The sequence below is a fragment of the Aurantimonas sp. 22II-16-19i genome (assembly GCF_002088275.1).
GTDB lineage: Bacteria > Pseudomonadota > Alphaproteobacteria > Rhizobiales > Rhizobiaceae > Jiella.
In genome coordinates this window covers 1-24905 of sequence record NZ_AQQS01000012.1, presented here as the reverse complement: position 1 = coordinate 24905, position 24905 = coordinate 1, and the positions used below count along the sequence as shown (strand labels likewise).

Genomic DNA, 24905 nt, shown 5'->3' with positions numbered 1-24905 from the left:
GGCCGCTTCGCCTTGTCCGCTCCAACCGGGGCGGATCAGGCCGAGGCCCTCACCGCGCTTCCATGCGCAGGGTCTTCTCGACGATCCGGGCAAATTGCTGCAGCCGGCCGTCCGGACGCTCGCCGATGATGTCGGCGAACTGGGCCGGCATGACGAGGGTGAAGCCGCCGCGCGGGTCCTGCGCCCATTTGAACTGGTCGAGGATTCCCGGCATCGACGCGGTCAGGAGATAGGTCACGCGGAACAGGGACGCCAGGATCTGCGCCCGCTTCAGGAGCCGTTCGTCGACGAGGCTTTCGAGCTCGGGGATGTGCTGCTGTTCCAGGCTCCCCTCGTGACGGTAGAAGTTGGTGAGTCCGAGAAACGCCCGGCCCCGGTGATCCACCGCCGGCATCGCGGCATGGGCGATGATCGACAGCGCCTGCTTGCCGCGATAGTCGGGATGGGCGCGCCAGCCAATGTCGGCGAGAAGGCAGGCGGCGACGCGCAGGCGCTCCTCCTCCGGGGTCTCGTCGATCGACAGCGCCTCGAAGCTGCGCCGCGACCAGTCGACGAGCTCGCGCGCATGCTCCGGCGAGCGCGACCGCAGCACCGCCAGCTCCCAGGCGGCGTCGATCAGCGGGTCCTTGGCCTGCATCTCCGGCGACAGGCGGGCGTAAAGATAGCCTTCGCGCACGCCGAGGGCCGACATCACGATCTTCTGCGGCTTGACGAAGCGCAGGACGCTCTTCAGCGCCACGGCCCCATAGGCGAGCAGCGAGCGCCGGGATTTCGAGACGGCGGCGATGCCCGGCAGCTTCTCGGGATCGGACCTGATGACGGCGTCGAGGAAGCCGTCGAGCCCGGCGGTCGGCACCTCATAGGCATGCATGACGTGGAGCGGATAGTTGGCCTGCTCCATGTGGAGCTTGGCGAGGTTGCGCCAGGTGCCGCCGACCGCGAAGAAGGCCCGGCCCTCGCCGAGCCCGGCAAGGCTCGATGCCGAGATGTGGCTGTCGGCGATCGCCTGGGCCTTGGCCAGGTCGCCGCCGGACAGGTCGCGCAGCCGCAACCCGCCGAGCGGCGTGGTGATCCCCTCGCCGAGCCCGCCATCCGGCGTCACGTCGATGAGTTCCAGGCTGCCGCCGCCGAGATCGCCGACGATGCCGTCCGGCCGAAAAAAGCCGGCCAGAACGCCATGGGCGGCTCCCCGCGCCTCGTCAGCGCCGGAGAGAATGATGATCTGGCGCCCGAGCACGGCCTCGGCCGCGGCGATGAAGTCCGGTCCGTTCTGCGCCTCGCGGGCCGCAGCGGTGGCGATCGGATAGAGATCCACGACACCGGCCTGCCGCGCCAGCAGCGCGAAGCGGCGTAGCGCCGCCAGCGCGCTCTCCACCGCCTGGCCGTCGAGCCGGTTGGTCTGGGCGAGCCCCTTGCCGAGGCCGCTGAGCACCTTCTCGTTGAACAGCACCGTCAGCGAGCGCGCCATGCCTTCGTAGATGACCAGGCGCACCGAATTGGAGCCGATGTCGATCACGCCAATAGGCGTGCGCCCGGGAAGGCGGCCTGGAGCGCGTTCGTCAGTCAAAGCGGCCGTGCTCGGCCTTCTGCCTTGCGATAAGTCTTGGAGCATCCGTCTTCAGCGCCTTGCCGCGTCCCGACAAGCTCGGGTTGGTCATGAAGTAACGTTGGGCGTTGAAGGGCTGTTCCCCAGGCGACGGGACGATTCGCCGTGACGACCCGTCCGCAGCTACCGACCAGCTCTGCTGGTTGTCAAGAATGTTGCCCAGCATGATCTGGGACAGCACCTGGCTGTGGACGGTGGGATTGGTGATCGGCACCAGCACCTCGACCCGTCTGTCGAGGTTGCGCGGCATCATGTCGGCGGAGCCGAGGTAGATGATCGCCTTGTCCGATGGCAGGCCGTGGCCGTTGCCGTAGCAGAAGACCCGGCTGTGCTCGAGGAAGCGGCCGACGATGGACTTGACGCGGATGTTCTCGGACAGGTTCGGCACCCGCGGCTTCAGGCAGCAGATGCCGCGCACCACGAGATCGATCTCGACCCCGGCCCGGCTCGCCCGGTAGAGCGCGTCGATCACCGCCGCGTCGACGAGCGAGTTCATCTTCATCCAGATCTGGCCCGGCCGTCCGGCCTTCACATGGGCGATCTCCGCCTCGATATGGCCGATGATCGTCGATCGCATCGTCACCGGCGAGACGGCAAGCAGCTTCACCTCGGAGGGCTCGGCGTAACCGGTGATGTAGTTGAAGACGAGGCCGACGTCGTGGGCGATGTCGGGATCGGCCGTGAAGTAGGAGAGGTCCGTATAGATCTTGGCGGTGATCGGGTGATAGTTGCCGGTGCCGATGTGGCAGAAGGTGACGAGCCGCCCCTCTTCGCGCCGGATCACCAGCGAAAGCTTGGCGTGGGTCTTCTTCTCGATGAAGCCGAAGACCACCTGCACGCCCGCCCGCTCCATGTCGCGGGCCCAGCGGATGTTCGCTTCCTCGTCGAAGCGCGCCTTCAGTTCGATCAGCGCCGTCACCGATTTGCCCGCCTCGGCGGCGTCGATCAGCGCCCGCACGATCGGCGAGTCGTTCGAGGTCCGGTAGAGCGTCTGCTTGATGGCGAGGACGTTCGGATCGAGCGCCGCCTGGCGCACGAACTGGACCACGGCATCGAAGGATTCGTAGGGGTGATGGACGATGATGTCCTTCTCCCGGATCGCCGCGAAGCAATCGCCGTTGTGCTCGCGGATCCGCTCGGGAAAGCGCGGGATGTAGGGCGGGAATTTCAGATCGTCCCGCGGCAGCTTGCACAGCTGCGACATGGAATCGAGGGCGAGCATGCCGTCCATGACCGAGATCCGCGAATCCGGCACTTCGAGCTCGGCGGCGACGAAATTGCGCAACGCCTCCGGCATCACCGAATCGAACTCGATGCGGATGACCGAGCCCCGGCGGCGGCGCTTCAGCGCGCTCTCGAACAGGCGGACCAGATCCTCGGCCTCTTCCTCCACCTCGATGTCCGAGTCACGGATGATGCGGAAGGTGCCGGAGCCCTTCACCCGGTAGCCCGGGAAGAGCTTGCCGATGAACAGGGCGACGACGCTCTCGATCGGCACGAAGCGCGCCGCGCCGCTCTCGGTCAGCGGCATCTCGACAAAACGCTGCAGCGCCACCGGCAGGCGCAGAAGCGCGTTCATGCCGCTGGAATCACGCTCGCGCACCAAGGAGAGCGCGATGGAGAAGCCGAGATTGGGGATGAACGGGAACGGGTGCGCCGGATCGATCGACAGGGGCGTCAGGATCGGGAAGATCCGCTCCTCGAAGACGCGCTGGAGCCAGGCGCGGTCCTCGCCCTTCAGGTCGCCGGCGCCGACGATCATGATCTTCTCGGCCCGCAGCGCCTTCATCAGCCCGGCGAGCGAGGCCTGCTGCTCGCCCTGCAGCTCGCTGACCGCCTCGAGGATCCGGTCGAGCTGTTCCTGCGGCGTCAGCCCGTCGATCGAGCGCACCGGCACCTTCTCGCGCACCTGCCCGGCGAGGCCGGCGACGCGGACCATGAAGAACTCGTCGAGATTGTCCGCCGAGATCGACAGGAACCGCACCCGCTCCAGCAGCGGATGGGATTCGTTCTGGGATTCGTCGAGAACCCGGCGATTGAACTGCAGCCAGGACAGTTCGCGGTTGATGTAGCGATCCGCCGGCAGCTCGGCGTCGCCGCCGGCCGGCCTGTCGGACTGCTGATTCGCCGCGGGAACGTCGGCAAGGATCATCGCGGCTTCGGAGACCAGCGCCGCGCTCGGATCCGTCGTCTCGTGCATGGCCGGCTCGATGTTCGTGGCCACGGCCGCGGAGCGCCTGTCGGCGTCGGGCTCGGCCTGCTTCGACTGGGACGTGGCGGCGCTACGGGCACGCGTCCGGGTGCGGGTGGCGGCGGGGGCCGAGCGCTGGCGCCGCGGGGCCCGCTTGGCGGGGGCCGCGGGCTGCGAGGATTGGCTCGCCGGCTCGCCACCTGCCGGGGTCTCTGCCGGTGTCTCCGGAGTGCGGGTGCCGTCCTCGTCGCTCATAGTCTCATCCCCTTCAACTGCGCTTCGCCTAACCATCAGGCAAGACGGTTTCATGACACGGCGATCAGCCCGTGTGCCAGCCCCCCTCCTCCAGAACGCGGCGCAGCAACGGACGCGTGACCCGCGCCTTGACGGCCAGCGCTTCCCGATCCACGGCCGCGACGACATGGCGGGCGGCGTCGAGCGAGCGCTCCATCCGCTCGACCAGATAGCGCAGCGCGCCCGCCTCGACCTCGATCTGCCGGTCGGCGAAGAGCTTGGCGAGAACCCCGGTCAGGAGGGCATCGTCCGGTGCGCCGAGGGGAACGATGGTTGCGGCGGACAGCCGCGAGCGCAGGTCGGGCGTCGCGATCTCCATCGCCGCCGGCAGCCTGCGACTGGTCAGGAACAGCCAGCCGCCGCCGAGCCTCGCCGCGTTGACGAGGGCGAACAGCGCGTCCTCCTCGAGGCCGCCGCGGTCGACGTCGTCCACCACCACCCGGAAGTCCGGCGTCTTCAGAATGTCGCCGACGGTGCTCGCCTCGGCGACCCTCGCCCCGGCCTCCATGCTCCAGACCTCGGCGAGATGGCTCTTGCCGGAGCCGGGCGGCCCGGTGACGAGGAGGACCGGGTGCGACCAGTCCGGCCAGGCGTCGACGGCCTCCACGGCCAGCCGGTTGGCGGCCGAGACGACGAGGTCGTCCCGCTCCAGCGACGGCCGGTGGGGCAGATCGAGCGGCAGCTGCCGGGTCACGTGGGCCTCACGCCGCCGGATCGATGCCGGCTCTCGAGCGCGCCGGAAGCGCCTGCGGCATCCTGTCGTTGTCGATCATCCCGGCCTCCTGCCGCGTCGGCTCGCGGCCGAAATACATCTCGCTCTGGAGATATTGCGTCAAAGCGAAGCGGACGAGGACGCCGACGGCCGCCGCCGAGGGCACGGCGATCAGCAGCCCGACGAAGCCGAACATCGCGCCGAAGGCGAGCAGCGCGAACATCAGCCACACCGGATGCAGGCCGACGGAGGCGCCGACGAGCTTGGGCTGCAGGATGTTGCCCTCGATGAACTGGCCGACGAAGAACACGGCGGCGACGGCGACGATCCAGGGCCACTCCGGCCAGAACTGCACCAGGGCGACGCCGACCGACAGCACCAGCCCGCTGATCGAGCCGACATAGGGGATGAAGGAGACCAGCCCGGCGAACAGCCCGATGAGGAGGCCGAAATTCAGCCCGACCAGCGACAGGCCGACACCGTAAAAGGTGCCGAGGATGAGGCAGAGGCTGCCCTGGCCGCGCAGGAAGCCGGCCACCGAGCGGTCGATGTCGCGGGCGAGGCGGCGCACCGTGTCGACATGCTGGCGGGGAATCCATTCGTCGATCTTGTCGACCATCCGGTCCCAGTCGAGCAGCATGTAGAAGGCGACGACCGGCGTGACGACGAAGAGCGAGACGAAATTGACCACCGCCAGCGACGACGACCAGAGCGAAGCGATGAAAGCCGAGATGATGCCCGAGCCCTCGCTGACCAGCTTGCCGAGATCCTGCTTGAGGTTCGCCTCGCCCTCCGGCAGCAGCCAGCCGATCGAGCTCGTGCGGATGCTCTCGAGGATCACCTGGAGCCGGTCGACATATTCGGGGACGCGGGCGGCGAAGCCGCCGATCTGGTTGGCGATGACCGGCACCAGAATGACGATGACACCGGTGAAGATCACCACGAAGAGGGCGAGGATCAGGACCGTCGCCCACATGCGCGACAGCCCGCGCCGCTCCAGCCAGTCGGCCACCGGATCGAGGAAATAGGCGATCACCATGCCGAGGACGAAGGGCAGGAGGATGCCGGAGAACAGCCACAGCAGGAGCACCGCCACCAGGGCGGTGACGCTCCAGAAGAGAACCTGACGCCGGATGAGCGCGCTGCGGTCGGTCATGGGGTCCCGTCGTCTTTCGGTTCGGCTTCATCGGGCGAGGCCATGTGCCGTAGCCAGTCGGTGAGATAGGCGGCGGCCGAGGCGACGGTCAAGATCAGCGTCGCGCCGACGAGGAGATCGGTCCCGTAGCCGAGCGACAGGCCGAACGCCGATTCGCCGAGGACGACCGCCGCAAGCACGATCTGCGCCGCGGTCGTCGCCTTGGAGACGAAAAGCGGGCGTACCGTCATCGGCAGCCCCATCACATAGGCGAGGAGGAAGGCGGCGACGATCAGGACGTCGCGGCTGACCACGGCGATCACCAGCCAGTCCGGCAGCCGGCCGAGCAGGCCGAGGCCGATGAACACCGTCGAGAGCAGGGCCTTGTCGGCGAGCGGATCGAGATAGAGGCCGAGGGTCGACTGCTGGTCGAAGTGACGGGCGATCGCGCCGTCCACGGCATCGGAGATCCCGGCGATGACGAAGGTCGCGAAGGCGAGCGGCCAGTTGCCGCCGATCAGCGCCCAGATCATCACCGGCACGGCCAGGAGCCGGGCGATCGAGATGAGGTTCGGGATCGTCACGCGCGCCTCCTCGAACAAGGGGGTCGGCTGGCCGGTGCGGATCTGGCGGTCCTGCCCCGACCGGCCGGTTGCGGGCCCCGTGCAGCGTTGAGGAAACAGCTTGCGAAACGCTCGACCATGCTCCGGGTCTTGCTCGCAGGCCCCGATCATGTCAACTCCGGCAGAAACGGGGCGCGGGACGACATGGCAGACAAGCGCGATTCATTGACCTACCGTGACGCCGGCGTCGACATCGACGCGGGCAACGAGATGGTCCGGCGGATCAAGCCGCACGTTCGCTCGACGGCACGCAAGGGCGCCGACGGCGAGATCGGCGGCTTCGGCGGCCTGTTCGACCTGAAGGCGGCGGGCTTTTCCGATCCGATTCTCGTCGCGGCGAACGACGGCGTCGGCACCAAGGTCAAGATCGCCATCGAGACCGGCCGCCACGATACGATCGGCATCGATCTCGTCGCCATGTGCGTCAACGACCTGATCGTCCAGGGCGCCGAGCCGCTGCTCTTCCTCGACTACTACGCCACCGGTCACCTGGCGCCGGAGGAAGGCGCCGCCATCGTCGAGGGCATTGCGGCCGGCTGCCGCATCGCCGGCTGCGCGCTCTTGGGCGGCGAGACCGCGGAGATGCCGGGGCTCTACGCCAAGGGCGACTACGATCTCGCCGGATTTGCCGTCGGCGCCGCCGAGCGCGGCAGTCTGTTGCCCCGGACCGACGACCTCGCCGCCGGCGACGTCATCCTCGGCCTCGTCTCCTCCGGCGTCCATTCGAACGGCTATTCGCTGGTGCGGCGCATCGTCGAGCGCTCCGGCCTCACCTACGATGCCCCCGCCCCCTTCGAGCCCGGCCGCAGCCTCGGCGAGGCGCTGCTCGAGCCGACCCGGATCTACGTGAAGTCGCTGCTTGCCGCCCACCGTGGCGGCGCCGGCATCAAGGCGCTCGCCCACATCACCGGCGGCGGCTTCCCCGAGAACATCCCCCGGGTGCTGCCCGACCATCTTGCCGCGGCGATCGACCTCGCCTTCCCGGTGCCGCCGGTGTTTTCCTGGCTGAAATCGGTCGGGGGCATCGAGGAGGCCGAGATGCTGCGCACCTTCAACTGCGGCGTCGGCATGATCGTCGTCGTCGCCGAGGCCGACGCGGCGATCGCCTCGGCCATCCTCGCCGAGGCCGGCGAGACGGTGATGCCGCTCGGCCGGCTGGCGCCCCGCGACGGCGCTGCCGTCACCTTCGACGGCGCGTTGTCGTTCCGATGAAGGCCGTGCCGAAAAAGCGCATCGCCATCCTCATCTCCGGGCGCGGCTCGAACATGGGGGCCATCATCGCCGCCTGCATGGACCCGTCCTTTCCGGGCGAGGTCGCGGCGGTGATCTCCAACCGCGCGGACGCCGCGGGGCTGGAGACGGCGCAGCGCCACGGCATCGCAGTCCATGCCATCGACCAGAAGGCCTATGCGAGCCGCGAGGCGCACGAGGCGGCCGTCCTCGCCGCCCTCGAAGCGGCCCAGCCGGAGATCCTCTGCCTCGCCGGCTACATGCGGCTCCTGACGGCGGACTTCGTGCGCCGCTTCGAGGGCCGGATGATCAACATCCACCCCTCTCTGCTGCCGCTGTTTCCCGGCCTCGACACCCATGCGCGGGCGATCGCCGCCGGCATGCGGGTGCATGGCTGTACGGTCCACTACGTCACCGAGCGCATGGACGAGGGGCCGATCATCGCCCAGGCGGCGGTCGCCATCGAGCCGGGGGACAGTGCCGAGATCCTGGCGGACCGGCTGCTTGCGGCCGAGCACCGGCTCTACCCCCATGCCTTGCGCCTGGTGCTGTCCGGCGAGGTCCGCATGGTCAACGGCCAGGCGGCCTTCCGCCGCCGCCCGCCGCTCCAGCAGGACGAAGGCGGAGAGGAGAGCGAGGCGTTGCGCCCGCCGCAGATCCTCGTCTCCCCCGACGCCAGGCGACACTGAGCCCGCAGCCTCGACGAAAGCGGCGCCGCAAGACAGAGATTACCGGCCGCCCGCGGCCATCGACTTGAAGCGACGAGACAGGAAAGGCACAGGATGCCCAGACGACTTGCCACCGCCGCCACCATCGCGCTCGCCCTTGCGGCCGGCGCCTGCTCGAGCCCGCGGGAGCGGCCGACACCGCTGCCGGCCGCGACGACGCCCATGCCGTCCCAGGGAGCCATGCCGGGCGGCCAGCCGCTTGGCAACACCGGCGGCACCTGCAACGCCGCCGCCGCCAGCTTCCTCGTCGGCGAACTCGGCACGACGGCCGCGGCCGACCAGGCCCAGCAGGCGACGGGAGCCGAGAGCGTGCGCATCCTCTTCCCGAACCAGCCGATCACCCAGGAATTCGTCGCGGGCCGGCTCAACCTCGAGACCGACGACGCCAACCGCATCACCAACGTGCGCTGCGGCTGAAGCACGACCCTGAGGGAGCCGGCGGAGCATCGACTTCGCCGGCTCCCGCTTGCGGGATTTTCAGAGCCTGCACGCGCCCGTGACGGCGCCCGCATCACCGGGCATCACGGCACCCGGCGCGGTGGCCGGATACCCGGCGCCTGGCGTCGAACTGGCGCGACGCCCGCAAACGCTTCCGTCTCAGACCGCTGCGGACTGCTCCGCCGTCGGCCAGGCGCACTGGGCGCAGAGGTCGGCGTAGAACAGCTCGGCGAGGCGCCGGCGCTCGGCCTCGACCAGCGGCCCCTCGACCGCGACCTCGCGGCAGCGGCCGTGACGGCCGGCGGGGACGAGATCCGGATTGGCGAGGACGTCGTCGAGGTCGTTGTCGAACCAGCCGCGCGAGCCCATGTCGAAGAAGCTCTCGGCCGGCAGGCCGTCGGCAAGCAGGATGTCGTGCTGGTCGAGTTCGATGTGCCAGTAGGTGACGGACGGCATCGCAGTCCGCTCGATCGTCGTGCCGTTGATCAGGTTCATGATCGGCACGAGGACCTCGACGTCGTTCTGCCTGACCAGCACCGGATGGCCCGGCGACAGGAACATGTCGCGTTCCGGAACGCCCGCGCCGAAGGCGTTGGCCATGACCCGGACCGGAGCCATGTGCTGGTCCTTGCCGGAGCAATCCACGGTGCGCCGGCCGATCCAGACGATCTCGCGCTCACTGCCCGACGCGCTCGTCACGGTGTCCCCGACGGCGAGCGCCTCGATCGCAACGGCCCCACAGGGTGTCTCGATGCGGGCACCGGTGGTGAAGCACTGGATGGTGAATGTCGCGTTCGGGTCGCCGGTCACGATGTCGCCGTCCGCATACGTCGAGTACGAATAGAGATACAGGCCGCCTCCATTGTTGACGATGAAGCCGTTGGCGAGAGCCGCCTGATAGGTCACGCTCGAACCGGTCTGGTCGACCTGAAGGGTATCGGTCCCGACATCGCCCAGGATCGCGGGATTGTCGCCGGGTTCATCCGAGAGGTCCGTCAGCGTATAGGTGCCCCAGTAGCCGCCGACGGTATAGGTCCCGTCGCCATTGGCACTGGCCGAGTAACCGAAGAGTGTCCCCGTCGTGGCCATCGGCGTGCATCCTCCTGGTTCAGGCCGCGGGCCGGCGGCCGGGGTTTGACGAACCGGACAGGCGCATCGGCCACATCCGGGCTGCGCGAGACGTGGGGAAGCGGGATCCGAGCACCCTGCGAACGCCGATCCCCTCCTCGCCCTGGGATAGTGACGAGACGGGGCGCGGCGCCCGAGGCCCGCCACTTTCGTCGCGATCTGCAATCATTGGCAAGATGATATGGGTGCCTGACGGATCACTTCGCCGCGTCAACGACCTGGTGATGGCGGACCAGCCTGGTTCGCCGCCGGACGCCGCTCCCGGTGTCGCGCCGACGATCCGGCGAATCGGCGCGGTGGACCAGGCGGCAGAGGCGCGCGTGTCGAGCGCGCTGGCGGCACAAATCGGGAGCCCCGTCCGTCGCGCACGCCCGACAATCATGCATCCGGCCCGATCGCATCGTCTGCGGCCGGCAGCATCGCTCGTCTCACGCGCCGAAGCGGCCCTTGATCCGCTCCTCGATCCTTCGCAGCACGTCGCGATAGGCGTCGAGGATCTGCTCGCGCGAGCCGGTGACGACGGAGGGATCGGGCATCGGCCAGAACTCGACCTCCACCGACGCCGTGCCGGTCGCGTCGAGGGCGGCGTGGTGGGCCTCGGGCGCCATGGTGACGATCAGGTCGAAATAGCCGTCCTCCATGTCCTCGTAGCGCTGGGGCTGGCGCTCGCCGAGCGACAGGCCGCGCTCGGCGAGCACCGCGTCGACGAAGGGATCGCGCTGGCCCTGACGGACCCCGGCGGAGGCGACGTAGACCGTCGGCGGCAGGATCTTGCGCGCCAGCATCTCGGCGATCGGCGAGCGGATGGCGTTCATGCCGCAGAGGAACAGGACGGACGATACGGGGGGGCGGGTGTCCGAGCCCGCTGTCTCATGCGGATCGCGCTCCCGCCCGGCGCTCATACACGGGCACCGAAAGATCTGGCCCCCGCACCGGCACCGGCGGATCTGGCGATGCACCCTCCCCGGGCCCGCGCCCCCTGCGACAGCCTGGTCTTTGCAGGCGCGCGGAGGGGCCGGCGGTCGGGAGAACCGGGAGAACGGGGGCGGGTCATCGCCATCAGCTCCGCCAGTTGAGGACGCAGATCAGCGTGAACAGGCGGCGGGCGGTGTCGAGATCGACCTCGATCTTGCCCTTGAGGCGCTCCATCAGCGTCTGCGACCCGTCATTGTGGATGCCGCGCCGGCCCATGTCGATCGCTTCGATCTGCTGCGGCGTCGCCGAGCGGATCGCCTCGTAATAGCTGTCGCAGATCATGTAGTAGTCGCGAATGACCCGGCGAAACGGCGTCAGCGAGAGGATGTGGGTCACGAGGGTGGCCCCCGCCTCGTCGCGGATGTCGAAGACCAGCCGCTTGTCGACGAGCGACAGCTTCAGCTTGAACTTCACGTCGTCCGGCGCGCCGACCGGATGGAAGACGTTCTCCTCGACGAGATCGAAGATCGCGACGTTGCGCTCGTGCTCGACGTCCGGCGCCGCGCGGCCGATCGTCTCGTCGAGTTCGACGTCGATCAGTCGGCCGCCTTCCCTCATCGCCTCCTCCCCCATGGCACCGGCCCCTTCGTTCAAAGATTGAGCCTGACCGCGACCGAGCGGCCATGGGCATCCAGACCCTCGACGCGGGCGAGCTCGATGGCGGCCGGGCCGAGTTCGCGCAGCTGTTCGGCCGACAGCTTCAGGATCGAGGTCCGCTTGACGAAGTCCAGCACCGAGAGGCCGGAGGAGAACCGCGCCGAGCGCGCCGTCGGCAGGACGTGGTTGGAGCCGCCGACATAGTCGCCGATGACTTCCGGCGTATGGCGGCCGAGGAACACCGCGCCTGCATTGCGCAATTTGGCAAACAGCGCTTCGGGGTCCTCGACGGCGAGTTCCAGATGCTCCGGCGCGATGCGATCGGACAGGGGTGCCGCGTCGTCGAGGCTCGGCACGACGATGATCGCCCCGTGCTCGGCCCAGCTCTTGGCGGCCGTCTCGGCCCGCGACAGGCTCGCCAGCTGGCGTTCCACCGCCGCTTCCACCGCGTCGGCGAAGCCTTGATCGTCGGTGATCAGGATCGACTGCGCCGCCGTGTCGTGCTCGGCCTGGCTGAGGAGATCGGCGGCGATCCAGTCGGGATCGTTGTCGCCGTCGGCGATCACCAGGATTTCCGACGGGCCGGCGATCATGTCGATGCCGACATGGCCGAAGACCTGCCGCTTGGCGGCGGCGACGAAGGCATTGCCCGGCCCGACGATCTTGGCGACGGGGGCGATGGTCCGGGTGCCGTAGGCGAGCGCGGCGACGGCCTGCGCCCCGCCGATGCGGTAGATCTCCGACACCCCGGCGATCCTGGCGGCGGCCAGCACCAGCGGGTTCAGGGCGCCGCGCATCGCCGGCACCACCATGGCGATCCGCTCGACGCCGGCGACCTTCGCCGGAACCGCGTTCATCAGGACCGAGGAGGGATAGCTCGCCGTGCCGCCCGGCACATAGAGGCCGACGGATTCGATGGCCGTCCAGCGGCTGCCGAGCTCGACGCCGATCGCATCGGTGTAGCGGTCGTCCTTCGGCAGCTGCCGGCGATGATGGGCCGCGATGCGGTCATGGGCGAGCATGAGGGCTTCGAGCGTATCCGGCGAGGTCGCCGCATGGGCGGCCTCGATCTCGGCCTCGGTCACCCGCATGGTGCCCGCGGTCAGCTCGAGCTGGTCGAACTGCCGGGTGAGCGCGATGACGGCGGCGTCGCCCTCCTCCCGGACCCGGGCGACGATGGCGCGCACCGCCGCATCGACGTCGGCCGACTGTTCCCGCTTGGCACCGAGGAGCGCCACGAAGCGCGTCTCGAAATCAGGATCCGTCGAAACGAGGCGGCAGGGCAATGTGAAGGTCCTCTTCGTCTGGCCCCTGTCGGAGCGCGATGCGCATCGGGCGGCTCCCCGCACGTCCGGCAGCGCGCCGGACGTCTGCTTCCAGCCGCCGCCGAACGCGGTGCCGGCCGCCGTCAGGCGCGATGATTCGGCCGAGCCGTGGTTCCCCAGGCGCCGCCGACATCGGCCAGCTGCGCCTCGATCACCTCGACGTCCAGCCTTATCGCGGAGCCGCCGGCAAAGACAAGTTCGACGCTGCCCGAGGGGGCGTCGCCCTCCTCGAACCGGATGGCGAGGAGCACGAGGACGTCGTCGGGCGCGAGCTTGTCGAAGCCGAGGCGGGAGGCGTTCACCACCCGGTCGAAATGCAGGATCGCCCGACGCCGCTCGTAGTCCGGCCGGCGAAACAGGGAAAAGCGCTTCGGCGGGACGAGCTTCTCCCAGACGAAGCGGTTCATCTCGACGACGAATTTCTGCTCGGCCGGAACGTAGTGGAGCTCTTCCACCCGGATCACGGAGTCCTGACAATGCGCCGAGACGATCGCAAGGTCCTCCGCATCGACGGCAAGCAGGCGCAACTGGTCCATACTGACTGGTAACCTCGGTTCCGGGAAAATCTCTCTCGCGGCGTGTCACTTAGGCTGCGGCCGCTGGGGTGCAAGGAAACAGGCGACACGGGCGGCATCGGAGGAAGGCCCCCGCCAGGAGACGGCACCCGCCACTGCGGTCGCCGGACCGGCCGGCGGCAGATCGCCGACGGCAAGCGCGCGGGATTTCGCAGCCTCGCGGCAGTTTCTCAACGCTTCCTTACCCGTTTTCGCCGAGGATGGGAGCCGGCACCGGCGCGCCGGATACGGACAGCCAAGCAGGAAGGGTTCCCGTCGATGATCGAAGGCCGCGCGGCAACCAAGCGGGAGGGCAAGGGCGAGGGCGCCAGGTTTGCAGCGCTCGACGGCTGGCGCGGCGTCTGCGCCATTCTCGTCGTCTGCTTCCATGCGCCGGTCAGCGGCGCCAGCGAGGCGAACGGCGTGATCCGCCACGCCTTCCTGTTCGTCGACTTCTTCTTCGTGCTCTCCGGCTTCGTCATCACCCACGCCTTCTTCGAGCCGCTGCGCGAGCGCCGGGAATACGGCCGGTTCTTCCTGTCGCGACTGTTCCGGGTCTATCCGCTGCATCTCTTCATGCTGGCGGTCTACGTCGCCTTCGAATGCGCGATGCTCTTCGCCAAGGGACCGGGCGAAGCCTTCCGGGGCGGCACGTCGATCGCGGGCCTCGTCGACAATCTCCTGATGGTCCAGTCGCTCGGCTTCATGGACAGCCTGAGCTGGAACTATCCGAGCTGGTCGATCTCGGCCGAGCTCGTCGCCTATGCGGCCTTTGCAGCCGTCGTCGTCTTCGCGCCGCGGCTGATCCTGCCGTTCTGCACCCTCGCCATCGTCGTCGGCCTGCCGGTGATCGCCATCGTCAACGGCAACATGGATGCCTCCTCGCAGCTCGGCTGGCTGCGCTGCCTCGCCGGATTTGCCCTCGGCGTCATCCTGCGCCGGGCGGTGTGGCGGGAGGGCAGCGAGGTGGAGGCCAGGCGCCACCCCAAGAGCTGGAGCCTTGCCGAAGCGGCTGCCGTGATCCTCGTCGCCGTCTTCGTCGCGCGGCTCGGCGGCACCGTCCTGTCGGTCGCAGCGCCCCTGGTCTTCGGCCTCGCCCTCTACGTCTTCGCCCATGAGGGCGGCATTCTCAGCCGCGCCCTCAGGACGCCCCCCCTCGCCTTTCTCGGCGTCATTTCCTACTCGATCTACATGACCCATGCCTTCGTCATCGACCGCGTCCACAACGCCGCGAGCGTCCTCGGCAAGGTCACCGGCTGGAACCCCTTCGTCGAAGGATCGGACGGGCGCGAGTTGATCGGCCCGCAAGGCTGGCAGGGCAGCCTCGCCCTCGCCGCCATCCTCGCCGCGACGATCCTCGTCAGCGCGGTGACCTACCGGCTGGTCGAAAAGCCGGGCATGGCGCTGGGACGCCGTCTGCAGGCGCGGGACCAGGCTCCCGCGGCAGCCTCCCCCAAACCCGCCGGCGCCTGAGGCCCTCGCCGCGGCGATCGCCGGAGGCGTCGGCCTGCGACGGAAACGGTCGGCCGCCTCCAGGTCAGCGTCAGCCCGCGCCGGGCTCGACCCTGTGACGGGACAACAGCCGCAGCCCGACGACAGCGAACCACACCAGCATCCACACCGGATTGGCCCGCTCGAAGAGATAGCTCTCGAGGAACGAGTTCAGCAGCAGATAGGTCAGGATCATCAGCAGCGTGTCGCCGAGGCAGGTGCTCTCGCGGTCGCGCCCGATCCGCGCATAGTCGACCAGCGGCAGAATGACGAGGACGATCACCGACAGGACGAGACCCGGAATGCCCATGGAGATGGCGATGTCGAGATAGCCGTTGTGGGCGTTCGGGCTGCCGCGGGGATCCCAGGAGAGCTCGAAATTGCGCTCGGTGCCCGCGACCACCTCGGACTGCCAGAAGCCGTTGAGCCCGAAGCCCGCCCATTCGTGGCCGTACCAGACCTCGAGCGCGTAGCGCCAGAGGTCCATGCGGCCGGTATAGGTGGTGCCGGGCACCATCCACTGGACGATGGCGTCGAGCGTCGGCGACAGCACCGTGCCGAGCGTCAGCAGCGCCATGGCGACGACGACCAGGAAGACGCCGAAGGCGAGCAGCCGGCGGCCGCCGAGCAGCCGGCCGAAGATCACCACCAGCATGACCAGCGGCAGAAGGCCGGTGGAGGTCTTCGAGCCGGTGTGGAGCACGAAGTTGACCGACAGGCCGGCGATCAGCAGGCCGATCCAGACCATGCGGGCGCGGATCAGATAGACGCCGAGGAAGAACAGCGAGCCGATCACCGCGCCGGCGACGTTCTTGTGCGAGAAGATGCCGCGCCACAGGCCCGCATGGTCGGGCTCGGATCCCGACCCGTCGTTGATCGCCAGGTGGGGCATGAAGAGGACGCCGAAATAGGACAGGCCGAGGACCATCAGCGCGGTGACGACCACCACCCAGCGAAACGCCCGCGCATCCCGCGGAAAGGCGAAGACGCCGGTCACCGCCGTCATCGCGAGAAGCGTGAACAGCGCCGAGCGGACGGCATTTTCCGCACTGGCCGCCCACATCGCGCTGGCCAGCAGCCAGACCGTCATGAGCATCCAGGCGGGGCGCATGAGCGCGGCCAGCACGTGGCGGTCGGAAAACACCAGGTGGCCGGCGAGGACGATGGCGGCGAGGGAGGAGTAGCCGAGCTGGTTGGCGAGATCGCCGCTGTCCATGCTCCCCTCGAAGGTGACGGCGAAGGGCGTCACGGTGACGAGGAGCGTCGAGAAGACCGCCGCCGCGATCAGGAACCGGGCGAAGCCGACGAAGTCCGGGGCCGCGGCGAGACGGCCGGTGTCAGTTCCGCTCAGGCTGGCGGTATTGCTCATTGACTTGTCCGAACTCCGCCATCAGCCGCCCGACGGCGACCTGGCAGTGATAGAGACCGATCGTGGCCGAACCGGTATCGACGCCGAGCCGCAGCGATCGCCAGGGCGAGGCGGCGAGGAGCGCCAGGCTCTTGGCGATCCGCCGCGCCGCGCCGCGCGCGCCGCCGAGGCGCCGACGCTCGATGATCGCGGAGATCGCGCCGTTGCGCAACGCCCGGGCGTTCAGCCAGGAGAATTCGGTGCGCCGTGCCGGCACCGTCTCGAAGACCGGCGCCTCGGCGCACCAGCCGAAGCGAAAGCCGCGCTCGCGGCAGCGCGAGTAGAAATCCGCATCGCCCCCGCCGATGAAGTTGAAGGCCGTGTCGAGGAAGGGCGCGCCCATCGTGTCGAGGACATGGCGGGCGAGAAGCACGTTGCCCGAGGAATAGAGGATCGGCACGGCCCCGCTCGCGGTATAGTGCGGCCGGAAGACCGGGTGGTTTTCGGTGAAGATCCTGGCGCCCGGCTCGAAGCGGGGGACCTGCGGGCCGCCGACGATGTCGACCCCGAGCCTCGCTGCCGTCTCGACCATCCGGGCGATCCAGTCCTCGCCGGCGATCTCGTCGTCGTCGATGACCAGGAGGTGGCGCATTGCGGGAAAGCGCTCCAGCGCCGTCTGCCACCCGGCATTGTAAGCCGAGCAGTTGCCCCGCTCATGGGCGACGAGGAGGAGGCCGGCGATCGTCCCGTCGGCAAAGAGCGGCCGCGCGGCCTCGAGGCCGGCTCGCCCCTCGGCGTCGTTCTCCATGACGATGACGGCGAAGTTCGGCGCGCCGCGCTGGGCCGTCAGGCTGGCGAGCGTGGCGAGGAGATGCTCGGGCCGCCGGAACGTCGGCAACGTGACGACGGCCTCGATTGCCCCGGGGTCCAGTCCAGGGGACACGCATTCAACGGTGATCGTCTGCCGCATGCGTCCATTCCGCTCGCAAGGTTCGGGGGCATGGCGGACGATAAGCCGATCCTGGTGAAGAAAGTCTGGCCTCCTGGCGAATTCTCATGCCTGCGTCGCGTGCCGGAGACGCCGCGGCGCCGCGGCGGCGGGAGAACTGCGCCCGCGATTTCCCAAGCGGAAGTTAGCTTGACGGAAACCTGTCAGGCTTAGGATCGGCCCGATCGACCGGCAACCGGGCTGTGGCGAATGCACCTCTTGTTCCTCTCATCGCTGCTCCCCGACGGCGTGGCCACCACCGGCTTCGAGATCGCCAATGCGGCGATCGCCGCGGCCTATCGGCGGCAGGGCGTCCGGCTGACGATCGCCGGCTTCCGCCGCGAGGGCGCCCGGCCGGCAGAGGCGGGCGAGATCGACCTCGGCACGATCGTCATCGAGAACGCCGCCGCATCGGCCCGCCAGAAGGCGCTCTGGCTGATCGGCGCGGTGCTGTCCGGCCGTCCCATCGCCGCCGAGAAGCTCGCCCGCCTGTCGCGCCGGGGCCTTCTGGAGCGGCTGGCCGAGGCAGGCCCGGTCGACGGCCATGTGCTGAATTCGGTGCAGATGCCGATCGCCTATCCGTTTCTCGCCCTCGGCAAGCCGTCGATCTTCATCGCCCACAATGTCGAGCATCACTCGGCCGCGGAGAACGCCCGTAATGCCGGGAGCCGGGCGAGCCGCCTCCTCTATGCCCGCGAGGCGCGCATCCTGAAGCGCCGGGAGGAGCTGATCTGCCGGCGCGCCGCGGTGATCCACACCCTGAGCGAGGACGACCGGACCGGGCTCGGCCTTGCCGGCGACCGGCGCGCCATCCCGCTGGCGCTGTCGATCGGCCGGGGAACACCCGCCGTCGACGACGGCGAGCGGCAGCAGGACGTCGGCCTCATCGGCACCTGGAGCTGGGCGCCCAACCGCGTCGGCCTCGACTGGTTTCTCGAGAGGGTCGTGCCGCTGCTGCCGGGCGACGTCACCATCGCGATCGCCGGGCGCATCGACGGCCCGCCGCCGGGCCTGCCGCAGACCGTGCGTTTCCTCGGCCGCGTGCCGGACGCCCAGGCCTTCGTGCGCGGCTCGAGGGTGGTGGCCCTTGCGACCAAGGGCGGCACCGGCGTGCAGTTGAAGACCATCGAGACCTTCGAGGAAGGGCTGCCGGCGGTGGCAACGCCCGCCGCCCTGCGCGGCATCGGCGCCCTTCCCGATAATGTCGGGGTCGCCGACGATCCGCAGGCCTTCGCCGCGGCGCTGGTGGAACGGGTCGTGGCCGAGCGTGCCGGCCGGTCGCTGCGCCTCGACGGCCGAAGCTTCGCCGCGGGCCAGCAGGCGGCGCTCGACGCGGGCATCGCCAGCGGTCTGGCGCTGTTCGAGGCGGAGCAACGCGAGGCCGCGTTAACCAAAACCACAGATGGAAGCCCCTCGGAGGCAACCCGCGACGAGCCGGAGCGTATCTGATGCTGGTGGAAACGGCCGGCAGCGGCTCGGCGGGAAGGCGGGACGCGATGCCGGGGACGACGCGGATGGCGATCGGCGGACTGGCGGTCGCCGACATGTCCGGCAGCGAGGCGATCGCCCGCGTCGAGGCGGCGCTGTCCGGCGGGCCGGCGCTGAAGCTCGCCTTCGTCAACGCGCACTGCGTCAACGTCGCCCGGCACGACGCGGCCTATCGCACGGCTCTCGCCGAGTTTCTCCTGCTTCCCGACGGGATCGGCGTCGACATCGGGGCGCAACTCCTGCACGGGAAGCGCTTTGCGGAAAACCTCAACGGCACCGACTTCATTCCCCGGCTCGCCACGAGCCTGTCGCGGCCCTGCCGGATCGCTCTCCTCGGCGCCGCACCCGGCGTCGCCGAGCGCGCCGCCGCGGCGCTTTCGGCGCAGGCGCCGCAGCACGAGATCTTCGCCCTCGCCGACGGCTATTTCCCGGAGACCGAGCGTGAGGACGTCCTCGCCCGGCTGGCGGCGGCGTCCCCCGACATCGTCCTCGTCGCCATGGGCGTGCCTGCCCAGGAGATGTTCATCGCCCGCCATCTCGACGAGCGCCACGGCCGGGTGTTCCTCGGCGTCGGCGCGCTGTTCGACTTCCTCGCCGGCAACGTCGCGCGGGCGCCGCGCATCATCCGAAAGCTGCGGCTCGAATGGGCGTTTCGCCTGGCGCTCGAGCCGCGACGGCTGTTCCGGCGCTACGTCGTCGGCAATCCGTTGTTCCTGAAGGACATCCTGCAGGACCGTCTGCGCGGCCGGGGCGGAGCGTCCTGATGCCGCGACAATTCGATACACACGGGCCGGGAAAGCCGCGTTATGCTGCGGGGCACAAGACCAGCGAAAGAGCATCCGACGTGCCCACGGCCATCGCCACTGCCAGCTATCGCGGCGACTTCGAGCGCTGCCGCCTGCTCTGCGAGAGCCTGGACGCCCGCGTCACCGGCCACACGCGCCACCTGATCCTCGTCGAGGCCGCCGACGTGCCGCTGTTCCGGCAGCTCGCCGGGCCGAAGCGCGAGATCGTCGACGAGCGCGACCTCCTGCCGTTCTGGCTGCGGCCGTTTCCCGATCCGACGACGTTCGGCAGGCGCCGCATCTGGCTGTCGCCCTTCGGCCTGCCGCTGCGCGGCTGGCACGTGCAGCAGCTGCGGCGGATCGCGCTCGCCGCCAGCCTCGACGAAGAGGTGATGGTGTCGATCGATTCCGACGTGGTCTTCCTGAAGGACTTCGACGTCGGGAGCTTTTCGCCGGACGGGCGAACGATGTTCTTCCGCCGGCCGGACGCCATCGCCCATGTCCTGCCGGATCTGCAGGCCGTGCATCTGGAATGGTCGCGCAAGGCCGGAAGACTGCTGGGCATCGCCGCACCCGAGACCACCGACACCGGCTATGTCGCGACCCTCATCCCCTGGCGCACCGAGGCCGTGAGGGCGATGGTCGAGACCATCGCCGCGGTGTCCGGCCGCCGCTGGGAGGCGACGCTGGCGGGAACGCGCATCCTGTCCGAATGCACGATCTACGGCCGCTTCGTCGACGAGGTGGAAGGGCGGATCGGCGACTACGTGCCGATGGCGGAATCCCTCTGCCGGATGTACTGGGCCGGCGCGCCGATGGACGCGGACACTCTCGCCCGCTTCGTCGACAGCCTAGAGGAGGGCCAGGTCGCCGCCGGCATCCAGTCCTTCACCGCCACCGATCCGCGGCTCATTCGCCAGGCTGCGGGGCTGCTCTGAGGGTTGCCGATGGCGATCGGCGCGGATCGCGCCAGTCGAGGGCGGTGTAGCTCGCCAGCGCCGAGCCGAGCCAGAGCAGCGCGAAGACGGCGTTGAGCCCGAAGATCCACTGCGTCTCATCCGCATAGATCCGCAGAAGGGCGATCAGCAGCCCCGCCTTCACCAGCCCGACGAGCGCCATGATGGCGGCCCGGATGGTGGTCCTGCCGCGCGCATAGAGAAGTTCGCTCTGGTATTCGACGAGGTTGCGGAAGGCGGGGACGAGGAGCGGGAGGAGGACGAGCGGCGCCGCGTCGGCGACGTTCTTGCCGAGGGCGCCGGGATAGACGTGCAGCACCCCGCCGAGAAAGGCGAGACCCGCGACCGAGACCGCCGCGATGCCCGCCTCGATGCCCCAGCGGATCCGCCAGGTCGCCAAGAGGTCCGGGCTTCGCATCAGCTTCTGGACGAGCATCGTGTTGAAGGAGCGCACCGGCAGGGCGGTCAGATCGACCAGCCGCATCAGGATCGCGTAGATGCCGGCCGTCTGCGGCCCGCCGATGGAGAGGACGAGCAGCTTGTCGAGTTCGGACTGCAGGTAGAAGACGATCTCGGCGCCGGCGACCGAGAGGCTGTCGCGAAGCCGCGCGAGGTAGAGATGCGGCGTCCAGCGGAGCCGTCGGCGGGGATAGCAGAGGGCGACGGCGCCCAGCATCGAAAGAGCGTTGGCGCCGAGATAGAACAGCGACCAGGCGAACAGCGTGCCGTCGGCGAGGCCGACGAAGAGGAGAGCCGCGAGCGCCCGCACCGCCGATCCTGCGATGACGATCACCGCGCCGACGAAGAAGCGCCCCATGCCGTTGGCGACGATGACGACGACTTCGAGCATGCGCCAGCACAGGACCTCGGCGACGACGACGGCGACGAAGGCTGCGGGGCTCATCTCGCCGTCGAAGAAAACCAGGAAGAAGCCGGTCGCCGCGATCGCCACCAGCGGCAGCGAGGCAATGAGGGCCGCGAGGAAGCCGGCGGTGTAGGCGCCGATCAGGCGGGGTCGCCGGGTCGCCGTGCGATAGAGCGGCGAGACGAAGCCGAAGCCGGCGATGCGCGACAGGACGATGCCGGTTGCCGAAGCCGTGGCGAAGAGGCCGAAGTCGGCGACGGTCAGGCCGTTCGCCACCGCGACGAAATAGGCGAGCGACAGCACCAGGCGGCCGGCCGAACCCGACAAAAGCGACGCATAGTCGCGCAGAAAGGCGACGTTACCTTTCAGTCGGCCGATGAGGTATGAATGGGCCGGCATGCGCCATTTCCTGCGAAGAGACGACCATCGATGACGAAAGCCGACGATTTCGACGACGCCGGGGCCGCGCGGCTTCGGCAGACGGCCGGTCCGACGTCGATGGACCCGCCTTCCGCATCCCCACGCAGTAGCACGCCCGGCTTAACGCGGCGTTGCGTGCTCGCCGGTGCCGCCTCGGCCGCCCTCGTTCCGGCGCTGGCGCCTTCCGCCGCCCGGGCGGCCAGGCGAAAGGTGCCGTTCGGCGCGGCGATCCAGTTCAACCTGATGGACGGCGCCCCGGCCTATCGCCAGCTCTTCGTCGAGCATTGCGACCTCGTCATGCCGATGAACGCCCTGAAGTTCAACCTCCTGCGGCCGACCCGCGAGGTGTGGAACTTCGAGCCGGCCGACAAGGTCGTCGACTTCGCCCTCGCCAACGGCAAGACCAGCCGGGGCACCTGCCATGTCTGGTGGGGCGCGACGCCCGACTGGGCGAAGGCGATCGAAAGCCCGTCCGAGGCCGAACGCGTGCTGGTCGAGCACATCGAGACGGTGGGCGACCGCTACAAGGGCAAGCTGCTCGGCTGGGACGTGGTCAACGAGGTCGTCGCCAACGACCCGCTCTACGAGAATCGCTCGCTGCGCGACACCTACTGGCTGCGCACGCTCGGTCCCCGCCACATCCCCCTCGCCTTCAAGGCGGCGGCCAACGCCGACCCGAAGGCGCAGCTCGCGATCAACGAATACGACCTCGAATACAAGGGGCCGCATTACGACGAGCGCCGGACCATCATCCTGTCGATCGTCCGCCAGCTCCAGGATGCCAATGTCAAGATCGACGCCGTCGGCCTGCAGGGGCATCTCTATGCCGACAAGGTGATCGACGTCGACGCGCTGGAGCGCTTCCACCGCGACCTCGACGCCCTCGGCATCAAGCTCCTCGTCACCGAGCTCGACGTCATCGACTGGAAGTCGCCGCCCGACCCCCAGTCGCAGGACAAGACGGCCGCGACGCTGGTGTCGCGGTTCCTGGACAGTCTCTTCGCCGTCAAGCCGCCGGAACTCGTCATCGCCTGGGGCCTGACCGATCGCTACAGCTGGATCAACGACGTCATGCCGCGGCCGGACGGCGCGCCGAGCCGGCCGCTGCCCTTCGACCGGCAGCTGGCCGCCAAGCCGTGGTTCGAGGTCATCGAGAAGCGCCTCTCGGCGGCCTGACCGGACTTGCCCGGCCCGTCCGTCCAGGACCCATGGGGAGATTTCCCGCAGGCGGGTGAAGAATTAACCGATCGTTCACCGTAAAATTCGATAGTGTCGTCGATCGTCCGCGATCCTTCCTGCTGCGATGGTGTCCATGTTTGCAAAACCCGGGTCCGAAACGAACGTGAGGCAGCCCGCTGCGCGTGAAGCTTTGGCCGGCCCCGCCTTCGCGTCGGGGGAGCGGGGCGGCTCGCTGTTCGATCCGTTGCAGGTCCTGGCCGAGATCTGGTCGCTGAAGTGGCTGGTCGTCCTCCTGACGCTGCTCGGGATCGCCGCGGGCGTGTTCCTCGCGCTGAGCACGCCGCATCGCTACACCGCCGTCGCCGAGATCCTCGTCGACCCGCGCGACATCAAGCTCGTGCAGAACGAGGTGACGCCCAACGGCCTGCCGAGCGACGCCACGCTCGGGCTCATCCAGAGCCAGATCTCGGTCATCTATTCCAACGACGTCCTGCAGCGGGTCATCGACAAGGCCGATCTCGCCAACGATCCCGAATTCAACGGCAAGACCAAGAGCCTGCTCGACCCGCTCTTCGCCCTCTTCGCCGGCAAGGAAGACGCCCAGAGCGCCCGGCGCCGGCAGCTGATGACCCTCGCGGCCCTGCGCGACGACCTCAGCGTCAGCCGCGACGCCAAGAGCTTCGTCATCAATCTCGCCGTCACCACCCGCGACGGGGAAAAGTCGGCACTGCTCGCCAATCTCGTCGCCGACTCCTTCATCGACCAGCTCGCACGGGTGCAATCGGACACCGCCAAGCGGGCCAGCGAGGCGCTGTCCTCGCGCCTGACCGAGCTGCGCGAGAGCGTCGTCGATGCCGAGCGCGCGGTCGAAAAGTACAAGAGCGACAATCGCCTCGTCGGCGTCGGCGGCAGGCTGGTCGACGACGACTACATCGTGCGCATCAACGACCAGCTCGCCAAGGCACGCGGCGACATGACGACGCTGCGCGTGCGGGCCGACCAGATGAAGGCGGCGAACGTCGACGACGTGGTCACCGGAACGCTGCCCGAAGAGCTGACCTCCGACGCCCTCGCCCGGCTGCGCAACAACTATTCCGAACTCTCCCAGCAGACCGCCACCCTCGCCGCCACGCTCGGCCCGCGCCATCCCCGCCGGATCGCGGCCGAAGACGCGCTGGCGTCGGTGCGCCAGGCGATCGGCCAGGAACTGGCACGCATCGTCGCCGGGGCGCAGACCGAACTCGCCCGCGCCGAGGACACCGATCGCGAATTGTCGGAACAGCTGAACAGTCTCAAGGACAAGCAGCTGCGGACGAGCTCGTCCTTCGTGCGGCTGCGGGAGCTGGAACGCGAGGTCGACGCCTCCAGAGCCGTCTACGAGGCGTTTCTCCTGCGGGCCCGGGAAACCGGCGAGCAGGAGCAGATGAGCACGGCCAATGTCCACGTGATTTCCGCCGCGACACCGCCGCTCAGCCCCTCCAGCACCAGCCGCAAGCTGATCGTCATCGCCTCCATGCTGGTCGGGCTCGTCGGCGGGCTCGGCCTTGCCGGCGCGATCGCGCTGCTGCGCCTGCTGAGGCACTTCACGCGTCGGCCGCGCCAGGCCGATCTGTGGACGGATGATCGTGAAGACGACGTCCCCGCACCGGACCGGTCAAGGCCGCCCCAGGGGGCGGCGGGCGAGGGCGACCTTGCGGCGGCCTTCCGCCCCACCGTTCATACGCCGCCCGAGCGGGTGCGCAGGCGTGACATGGATGGCGCGAGGCCCCGGGACCGGATGGCGGGCCGGGTGTCGCGCGCCGAGGCGGTGCTGGCGGCGAGCCTGCCTGTCGCGGCGCAGGCTCGTCCC

The 24905-nt window shown here is 69.1% G+C and carries 22 protein-coding genes; 9 read left to right on the top strand and 13 right to left on the bottom strand.

The genetic code is table 11. The features are described 5' to 3' along the window. Positions 1-49 precede the first annotated feature (49 nt). The 5 genes from ATO4_RS11530 to ATO4_RS11510 form a co-directional block, all read right to left on the bottom strand. Positions 50-1567 carry a Ppx/GppA phosphatase family protein gene (locus tag ATO4_RS11530; protein WP_139802399.1) on the bottom strand — a complete coding sequence of 506 codons (1518 nt, stop codon included), beginning with the start codon at positions 1565-1567 and terminating at the stop codon, positions 50-52. After that, entirely contained in the window at positions 1560-4052 is a 2493-nt protein-coding gene (locus tag ATO4_RS11525) for an RNA degradosome polyphosphate kinase (RefSeq protein WP_245308702.1), read from the bottom strand. Before ATO4_RS11525 ends, ATO4_RS11530 begins: the two co-directional genes overlap by 8 nt. A gap of 64 nt (positions 4053-4116) precedes the next feature. Next, positions 4117-4785: a DnaA/Hda family protein gene (locus tag ATO4_RS11520; RefSeq protein ID WP_083591666.1), complete on the bottom strand. Its 669-nt coding sequence runs from the start codon at positions 4783-4785 to the stop codon at positions 4117-4119. 7 nt (positions 4786-4792) lie between these two features. Next, entirely contained in the window at positions 4793-5959 is a 1167-nt protein-coding gene (locus ATO4_RS11515) for an AI-2E family transporter (protein ID WP_083591665.1), read from the bottom strand. Then, positions 5956-6522: a CDP-alcohol phosphatidyltransferase family protein gene (locus ATO4_RS11510; RefSeq protein WP_083591757.1), complete on the bottom strand. Its 567-nt coding sequence runs from the start codon at positions 6520-6522 to the stop codon at positions 5956-5958. The genes ATO4_RS11515 and ATO4_RS11510 overlap by 4 nt, the downstream gene beginning before the upstream one ends. A 183-nt stretch (positions 6523-6705) precedes the next feature. Between ATO4_RS11510 and purM the strand changes: the two genes are divergently transcribed. The 3 genes from purM (at position 6706) to ATO4_RS11495 (ending at position 8936) form a co-directional block, all read left to right on the top strand. After that, positions 6706-7773: a phosphoribosylformylglycinamidine cyclo-ligase gene (gene purM / locus ATO4_RS11505; protein ID WP_083591756.1), complete on the top strand. Its 1068-nt coding sequence runs from the start codon at positions 6706-6708 to the stop codon at positions 7771-7773. Next, positions 7770-8480, top strand: coding sequence for a phosphoribosylglycinamide formyltransferase (gene purN, locus ATO4_RS11500; protein ID WP_083591664.1), 711 nt, complete (start codon positions 7770-7772; stop codon positions 8478-8480). Before purM ends, purN begins: the two co-directional genes overlap by 4 nt. A 93-nt stretch (positions 8481-8573) precedes the next feature. Then, entirely contained in the window at positions 8574-8936 is a 363-nt protein-coding gene (locus tag ATO4_RS11495; RefSeq protein ID WP_083591663.1) for an I78 family peptidase inhibitor, read from the top strand. 180 nt (positions 8937-9116) lie between these two features. On the opposite strand, the gene ATO4_RS11490 is transcribed toward ATO4_RS11495, so the two are convergent. The 5 genes from ATO4_RS11490 to ATO4_RS11470 form a co-directional block, all read right to left on the bottom strand. After that, positions 9117-10046: a Hint domain-containing protein gene (locus ATO4_RS11490; protein ID WP_083591662.1), complete on the bottom strand. Its 930-nt coding sequence runs from the start codon at positions 10044-10046 to the stop codon at positions 9117-9119. Between the two features lie 467 nt (positions 10047-10513). After that, positions 10514-10987 (bottom strand): low molecular weight phosphatase family protein, encoded by a 474-nt coding sequence (locus ATO4_RS11485; protein WP_083591661.1) that lies wholly within the window; start codon positions 10985-10987, stop codon positions 10514-10516. A 157-nt stretch (positions 10988-11144) separates the two neighbouring features. Continuing rightward, positions 11145-11618 (bottom strand): UPF0262 family protein, encoded by a 474-nt coding sequence (locus ATO4_RS11480; RefSeq protein WP_083591755.1) that lies wholly within the window; start codon positions 11616-11618, stop codon positions 11145-11147. 32 nt (positions 11619-11650) lie between these two features. Continuing rightward, positions 11651-12943 carry a histidinol dehydrogenase gene (gene hisD / locus ATO4_RS11475; RefSeq protein WP_083591660.1) on the bottom strand — a complete coding sequence of 431 codons (1293 nt, stop codon included), beginning with the start codon at positions 12941-12943 and terminating at the stop codon, positions 11651-11653. A gap of 122 nt (positions 12944-13065) precedes the next feature. Beyond that, positions 13066-13518, bottom strand: coding sequence for a DUF2948 family protein (locus ATO4_RS11470; protein ID WP_083591659.1), 453 nt, complete (start codon positions 13516-13518; stop codon positions 13066-13068). Positions 13519-13815: 297 nt separating this feature from the next. Between ATO4_RS11470 and ATO4_RS11465 the strand changes: the two genes are divergently transcribed. Beyond that, positions 13816-15009 (top strand): acyltransferase, encoded by a 1194-nt coding sequence (locus ATO4_RS11465; RefSeq protein WP_083591658.1) that lies wholly within the window; start codon positions 13816-13818, stop codon positions 15007-15009. Between the two features lie 70 nt (positions 15010-15079). Here ATO4_RS11465 and ATO4_RS11460 read toward each other — a convergent pair whose 3' ends face one another. Both ATO4_RS11460 and ATO4_RS11455 read right to left on the bottom strand, forming a co-directional pair. Then, on the bottom strand, positions 15080-16396 hold the full coding sequence (locus ATO4_RS11460) for an O-antigen ligase (RefSeq protein ID WP_083591657.1): 1317 nt from the start codon (positions 16394-16396) through the stop codon (positions 15080-15082). Continuing rightward, complete coding sequence (locus ATO4_RS11455; protein ID WP_083591656.1) at positions 16365-17345, bottom strand: glycosyltransferase; 981 nt, start codon at positions 17343-17345, stop codon at positions 16365-16367. The genes ATO4_RS11460 and ATO4_RS11455 overlap by 32 nt, the downstream gene beginning before the upstream one ends. A gap of 228 nt (positions 17346-17573) precedes the next feature. On the opposite strand from ATO4_RS11455, the gene ATO4_RS11450 reads away from it, so the two are divergent. From ATO4_RS11450 to ATO4_RS11440, 3 genes are all read left to right on the top strand, one after another. Then, positions 17574-18812 carry a glycosyltransferase family 4 protein gene (locus ATO4_RS11450; protein ID WP_083591655.1) on the top strand — a complete coding sequence of 413 codons (1239 nt, stop codon included), beginning with the start codon at positions 17574-17576 and terminating at the stop codon, positions 18810-18812. Then, entirely contained in the window at positions 18812-19615 is an 804-nt protein-coding gene (locus ATO4_RS11445; RefSeq protein WP_083591654.1) for a WecB/TagA/CpsF family glycosyltransferase, read from the top strand. The genes ATO4_RS11450 and ATO4_RS11445 overlap by 1 nt, the downstream gene beginning before the upstream one ends. An 80-nt stretch (positions 19616-19695) precedes the next feature. Then, a complete protein-coding gene (locus ATO4_RS11440) occupies positions 19696-20574 on the top strand; it encodes a DUF6492 family protein (protein WP_139802398.1) in 879 nt (292 codons plus the stop codon). On the opposite strand, the gene ATO4_RS11435 is transcribed toward ATO4_RS11440, so the two are convergent. Beyond that, positions 20546-21856 carry a lipopolysaccharide biosynthesis protein gene (locus ATO4_RS11435; RefSeq protein WP_083591653.1) on the bottom strand — a complete coding sequence of 437 codons (1311 nt, stop codon included), beginning with the start codon at positions 21854-21856 and terminating at the stop codon, positions 20546-20548. The genes ATO4_RS11440 and ATO4_RS11435 overlap by 29 nt on opposite strands. A gap of 156 nt (positions 21857-22012) precedes the next feature. Between ATO4_RS11435 and ATO4_RS11430 the strand changes: the two genes are divergently transcribed. Both ATO4_RS11430 and ATO4_RS11425 read left to right on the top strand, forming a co-directional pair. Continuing rightward, the gene (locus ATO4_RS11430; RefSeq protein WP_245308701.1) at positions 22013-23053 is read left to right on the top strand and encodes an endo-1,4-beta-xylanase; all 1041 of its coding nucleotides are present in this window, start codon (positions 22013-22015) and stop codon (positions 23051-23053) included. A 166-nt stretch (positions 23054-23219) separates the two neighbouring features. Continuing rightward, on the top strand, positions 23220-24905 hold a 1686-nt coding region (locus ATO4_RS11425; RefSeq protein ID WP_176222955.1), incomplete at its 3' end, for a GumC family protein.